The following is a 1,011-nucleotide window of genomic DNA, read 5'->3' as shown; positions in this document are numbered from 1 at the left end:
TGTCGAAGGTGGGACTGGCGATTGGGACGAAGTCGTAACAAGGTAGCCGTACCGGAAGGTGCGGCTGGATCACCTCCTTTCTAAGGAGCACTTCTAAGCCAGGCTTGCCTGGTTCAGAGGCCAGTACATCAGCGAATGTCTGATGCTGGTTGCTCATGGGTGGAACGTTGACTACTCGGCACGATCAGGATGAGGACTGTTAGTACTGCTTCGGCGTGGAACACAGGATCTTGACTGGACGTGTCGGGCACGCTGTTGGGTGTCTGAAGGTACGGCCGTTGGCCTGCTTTCAGTGCCGGCCCCGGTAAAAATCCGCGTGAGTGGGTTGTGACGGGTGGTTGGTCGTTGTTTGAGAACTGCACAGTGGACGCGAGCATCTGTGGCCAAGTTTTTAAGGGCGCACGGTGGATGCCTTGGCACCAGGAACCGATGAAGGACGTGGGAGGCCACGATAGTCCCCGGGGAGCCGTCAACCAGGCTTTGATCCGGGGGTTTCCGAATGGGGAAACCCGGCAGTCGTCATGGGCTGTCACCCGCTGCTGAACACATAGGCAGTGTGGAGGGAACGCGGGGAAGTGAAACATCTCAGTACCCGCAGGAAGAGAAAACAACCGTGATTCCGGGAGTAGTGGCGAGCGAAACCGGATGAGGCCAAACCGTATACGTGTGAGACCCGGCAGGGGTTGCGTGTGCGGGGTTGTGGGATCTCTCTTTCACAGTCTGCCGGCTGTGAGGCGAGTCAGAAACCGTTGATGTAGGCGAAGGACATGCGAAAGGTCCGGCGTAGAGGGTAAGACCCCCGTAGTCGAAACATCAGCGGCTCGTTTGAGAGACACCCAAGTAGCACGGGGCCCGAGAAATCCCGTGTGAATCTGGCGGGACCACCCGCTAAGCCTAAATATTCCCTGGTGACCGATAGCGGATAGTACCGTGAGGGAATGGTGAAAAGTACCGCGGGAGCGGAGTGAAATAGTACCTGAAACCGTGTGCCTACAAGCCGTGGGAGCGTCG

At 57.7% G+C, this 1,011-nt stretch carries 2 rRNA genes; both read left to right on the top strand.

The window, feature by feature from the left end:
• Window positions 1-80, top strand: a 16S ribosomal RNA gene (locus ACGF5T_RS36045); the annotation flags it as partial.
• Window positions 81-381: 301 nt separating this feature from the next.
• Window positions 382-1,011: ribosomal RNA gene (locus ACGF5T_RS36040) — 23S ribosomal RNA — on the top strand; the annotation flags it as partial.

Source organism: Streptomyces sp. NPDC047853 (assembly GCF_043204535.1).
Lineage (GTDB): Bacteria > Actinomycetota > Actinomycetes > Streptomycetales > Streptomycetaceae > Streptomyces.
This window is presented reverse-complemented; position numbering and strand designations above follow the sequence as displayed.